At 32.2% G+C, this 3,870-nt stretch carries 3 protein-coding genes and 2 pseudogenes; 3 read left to right on the top strand and 2 right to left on the bottom strand.

Going from position 1 to position 3,870, the window contains the following annotated elements:
- A partial coding sequence (locus AC1RYN_RS01160) for an HAD family hydrolase (protein WP_481805494.1) occupies positions 1-170 on the bottom strand: 170 nt, incomplete at its 3' end.
- 245 nt (positions 171-415) lie between these two features.
- Positions 416-1,367 (bottom strand): annotated as a pseudogene (locus AC1RYN_RS01155) (PhoH family protein).
- A 403-nt stretch (positions 1,368-1,770) separates the two neighbouring features.
- On the opposite strand from AC1RYN_RS01155, the gene AC1RYN_RS01150 reads away from it, so the two are divergent.
- The 3 genes and pseudogenes from AC1RYN_RS01150 to gldF all read left to right on the top strand — a co-directional run.
- Positions 1,771-2,598, top strand: a complete 828-nt coding sequence (locus AC1RYN_RS01150) for an SAM hydrolase/SAM-dependent halogenase family protein (RefSeq protein ID WP_481805493.1) — start codon at positions 1,771-1,773, stop codon at positions 2,596-2,598.
- Positions 2,599-2,854: 256 nt separating this feature from the next.
- Positions 2,855-3,151, top strand: coding sequence for a putative quinol monooxygenase (locus AC1RYN_RS01145; protein WP_129539037.1), 297 nt, complete (start codon positions 2,855-2,857; stop codon positions 3,149-3,151).
- An 80-nt stretch (positions 3,152-3,231) separates the two neighbouring features.
- Positions 3,232-3,870 (top strand): annotated as a pseudogene (gene gldF / locus AC1RYN_RS01140) (gliding motility-associated ABC transporter permease subunit GldF); the annotation flags it as partial.

The following is a 3,870-nucleotide window of genomic DNA, read 5'->3' as shown; positions in this document are numbered from 1 at the left end:
CCAAACGCATCAAGATGATGACGTCCTGTGGCTACAATTATTAGATAATTTTGATTGTAAAGTTCTTGAAAAACTGATTTTGTATAAGAAGAAATTTTATGTTCTGGATTAAGTAATGTACCATCTAAATCGGTAATTATTACTTTAATTTTTTTAGATTCTGAATTCATATTAAGTATCAAATATTTATGATTTACAAATTTATTGCTTTGAAAACTGGCAAGCAAAGAAATTTGAGAAATCTGAAAGAAATAAGTTAAACTTTACTATTTCTTTAACACAAATTAACGAAGTCGTAAAAAAACATTCGTTTTACACAACTCTCTAAAAAGAATTGTATAAAACGAATATCTTCAAATATCAAAACACATTTTACGATTTACATTTGATATTTTACTAAAACCATTTGACTGTTTTAATCGTTGTTTTCTATTTGTTTGTAAGCATCGATTACTTTTTTTACCAATCGGTGGCGCACAATGTCTTTATCATCAAGATAAATAATTCCAATGCCCTCAACATCTTTAAGTACCAATATCGCTTCTTTAAGCCCAGAAATAGCTCCTTCTTGGCAAATCGACTTGACCAGGATCACCTGTAATCATGAATTTGGCATTTTTCCCCATACGGGTCAGGAACATTTTCATCTGTGAATGTGTTGTGTTCTGTGCTTCATCCAAAATTACGAAAGCATTATCAAGTGTACGCCCACGCATAAATGCCAATGGCGCAATCTGAATAATTCCTTTTAAGATATAATCTTCGAGTTTTTCATTTGGCAACATATCGCGCAAAGCATCATAAAGAGGCTGCATGTATGGATCTAATTTTTCTTTCATATCGCCTGGTAAAAAACCAAGGTTTTCCCCTGCTTCTACCGCTGGTCGTGTAAGTATGATCCTTTTTACTTCTTTATCTTTAAGTGCTTTTACAGCCATTGCCACACCTGTATACGTTTTTCCGGTTCCCGCTGGACCTACAGCAAATACCATATCATTCTTTTTAATGGTATCAACTAATAACTGCTGATTGGGAGTCATGGCTTTAATGATTTTACCTGCAACTCCATGAACTAATATTTTGTCATGGTCGTATGCTTTTTTTTCATCCTGACCGTCACTCATAATCACACGTTCAATAACATTATCGTCAATATTATTATATCGGGTAAAATGAACCATTAATCTTTGAAATCTTTTTTCGAATTCATCTAAGACTTCTTTTTCGCCGAACGCTTTTAAGGTAGTCCCTCTTGCTACTATTTTAAGCTTTGGGTAGTACTTTTTGATTATTTCAAGATGAGTGTCTTGAGCGCCCCAAAAGTCTTTTGGAGCGATGTCTATGAGCTCGATTATTCTTTCGTTCAAATGAGGTAGTTTTAAATTAAAATTAATTTTTTTTATAAATCAATTGGCTGTCGGGTATTTCTTTTTAGTTTTTAGTCACGGTATTTTTTAGTCGCAGTATTCAGTTTCAGTGTTCAATTTCAATACTTAGCTTCAGTGGCAGTTTATGATCTCTGTGAAATCTTAATTTATTTTCATAATCTAAAATACTCAATTTTACAAATTGAGTCCAGCAACTAAACACTGAAACTATTCTTATTTTCGCTTTACAAACTAAAAACCAAGACTATTCGTAACTTTTAATTATTTAAAAATATATTTTGTCTTTTCTTCTTTCATTTTTGCGTTTACTATTATTAGCTTTGCATATCTCAAATTTAATAAAAATTAGATTTAAATACTATCAATAGTTATAAACAAAATGATGTCAATAATTACCCTTACTACCGATTACGGCTTAAAAGACCACTTTGTAGGCGCGCTGAAAGGGAAAATTTTATCTGAATATTCCGAGGCTACAATTGTAGATATTTCGCATGACATCGATCCATTTAATACTACTGAAGCAAGTTATATTATTGGTTCTTCCTACTTTAGCTTTCCAAAAGGAACGGTACATCTTATTGGTGTTGACATAGAACGCAATAAAGAGAACCAGCATATTGCTATGCAATGGAACGATCATTACTTTATTTGTGCCGATAATGGTATATTAAGTATGCTTACGCAAAAGATTGTTCCTCAAAAAATTGTTGCTATTAATATTCACGATCGTTTTCCTGTGGAGTCAACAGATCTAGATATTTTTATACAAGTTGCCTGCCATATTGCCAAAGGCGGCTTACTAAATGTTATTGGTAAAGAAATCCCAGCAATTAAAGAAGTTACGGAGCTGCAGGCTGTCGTTGCCAGTGATGGAAATTCGATTAAAGGATATGTAATTTATATTGATCATTTTGGAAACGTTGTAACAAACATTTCTAAAAAGCACTTTTTAAAAATAGCAAGAGGTCGTCCGTATGAGATTGTGATGAAACCAAAAAGCATCAAAACCATTCTGCCTAGTTATTCGGCGATAGCCAGTTCAGACAAATATCCTATTAAAACCTATGAAGGTGAGAAACTCGCTATTTTTAATGAAGCGGGCTTTCTGGAAATTGCTATTTTTAGAAGCAATCCTTCAAAGGTAGGTTCTGCCAACAGTCTTTTAGGTTTAAATTATAGAGATGTGATAACCATAAAATTCCATTAATGAATTTAATTCTTAAAGTTTATCATTCTAACAGAGAAAACTCAAGCAGTGGCAAATAGACAAATCGAATCTGATATTTCAGTATTGTGACTACAAGTAGGATACCTACTTCTTCAAAATGATAAAATTTAAGAAAGCATTATTTTTTTATAATAAAAAGAACAATCTAATTTGGTATTTTTGCGCGCACATAAGCCATTTCTCAATATAAAATTTATCCTGACAGCTTTCGGGACTAAAATCTAAAATTATAAAAATGTTTGTTCGAATAGTAAAAATGAGTTTCCACGAAGATAAAATCCCTGCTTTCATGGAAAATTTTGATGGTGTAAAAGACAAAATACGAAATGCTCCCGGAAATCGTTTTTTAGAATTGTACCAAGATAAAGACAATAAAAATATATTTTTTACTTATAGCTACTGGGAAACCGAAGCTGACTTGGAAAACTATCGACAATCTGAACTTTTTAATACCGTTTGGACATTTACTAAAACCTTATTCAATGCCAAACCAGAAGCGTGGAGCGTAGATAAACTGGTAAGTCTGAACTAGTTCAAGTTTCAAGTTAACACACAGAACCTGAAACCTGAAACAAAAAAAATAAACCAAATCAACGATTAAACAAAAAATAAATGAAATCAATTGTTTTAAGAGAAATAAAATCTTTTTTCGGGTCTCCCATTGGCTATTTAGTCATTGCCATTTTCCTGATTAGCAATGGCTTATTTCTATGGGTTTTTCAAGGAGAATACAACATCCTAAATACTGGTTTTGCCGATCTTACTCCGTTTTTCACATTGGCTCCATGGATTTTAACTTTCTTAATTCCTGCTGTTACCATGCGTAGTTTCTCTGATGAAAAGAAGCAAGGTACAATCGAGTTGTTACTAACGAAACCATTAAGCATTTGGAAAATTGTAAACGGAAAATTTATTGGCTCACTGCTTTTAATCATAATGGCAATTATTCCAACTTTCATATACATAAAAGTAATTTCAAGTTTAGGATTACCTGAAGGCAATATCGACATGGGGAGTACAATTGGCTCTTATTTTGGATTATTATTCCTAATTGCTGCTTATACTGCTATTGAGTTACTTCTACTTTATCCGAGAATCAAATCGTAGCTTTTATTATAGCAGTCTTTTTATGCTTCCTTTTCTATTTTGGTTTTGAAGGCTTGTCTTCTATTGTTCCTAGTTCTATGAGTTTTATTTCGTCATTAGGAATGCAAAATCATTTTAAAAGTATGAGCCGAGGTGTAATTGATA

This window comes from Flavobacterium sp. TC780, from assembly GCF_056783245.1.
The sequence above is the reverse complement of the archived record's forward strand: the minus strand, read 5'-3'. Positions and strand labels throughout refer to the sequence as shown.

Excerpts from the sequence above, each read along its gene's own strand:
- AC1RYN_RS01150 (WP_481805493.1), top strand. The coding sequence starts at position 1,771 with ATGTCAATAATTACCCTTACTACCGATTACGGCTTAAAAGACCACTTT.
- AC1RYN_RS01145 (WP_129539037.1), top strand. The coding sequence starts at position 2,855 with ATGTTTGTTCGAATAGTAAAAATGAGTTTCCACGAAGATAAAATCCCT.